The following is a 665-nucleotide window of genomic DNA, read 5'->3' as shown; positions in this document are numbered from 1 at the left end:
CGCCAGACCAGGACGCCGACCGGTTGGAGCGCGACGCCGCGCCTGCGGAGGGCACCGTACTAATCGACACTGATGCCAAGACCCAGCGCTCCTTGCAGGTGCTCGAGAGCTATCTGTCGCTGCTGGCCACGGTGGCCATCGCCGGCGGCGAGCCGGGCATGATCGCCAGCGGTGTCCTCGGCGGAATCTCCGCCGGACTCAAGCTGCTGTTTCCGCCGAGGGCCACCGACTTCGGCACCGAGCTGACCAAGCAGCTGAACGCGCTGGACAAGCTCCTGGTCGAGCAGATGGCCGAGCAGTCCGTGCGCGACGACATGGCCAAGTTCCTCGGTGACGTCACCACGCTCCTGCAAGTGATCAAGACCAGCGACCACCTGTTCCAGCGGTTCGCGAAGGACCCCGACCCGGACGCCTTCGCCGCCAGTTCGGACACCCAGGACCTACGCGACAAGGTCAACGCGGCCTGCGAAGGGCTCGACCAGTTCCGGCCCACCCTGAACGAGCTTCCGCTCTCGAAGCACACCACCCCGGACTCCAAGTTCTTGACGCTCGGTCTCTACGCCACCGGGGCCGCGCTGCACATGCAGCTGGAACTGATGCGCGCAATGTGGCAGGGCACCACCAGTGAGTCCCCGTGGGCCCACAATCTCGTCAGTTGCGGGAAG

General features: G+C 66.3%; 1 protein-coding gene. It reads left to right on the top strand.

Annotation, left to right across the window (positions count from 1 at the left end):
- Positions 1-23 precede the first annotated feature (23 nt).
- On the top strand, positions 24-665 hold a 642-nt coding region (locus VR44_RS40390), incomplete at its 3' end, for a hypothetical protein (RefSeq protein ID WP_211275235.1).

Origin of the sequence: Streptomyces katrae (assembly GCF_000966975.1) — a bacterium.
Classification (GTDB): Bacteria; Actinomycetota; Actinomycetes; order Streptomycetales; family Streptomycetaceae; genus Streptomyces; species Streptomyces katrae.
The sequence above is the reverse complement of the archived record's forward strand: the minus strand, read 5'-3'. Positions and strand labels throughout refer to the sequence as shown.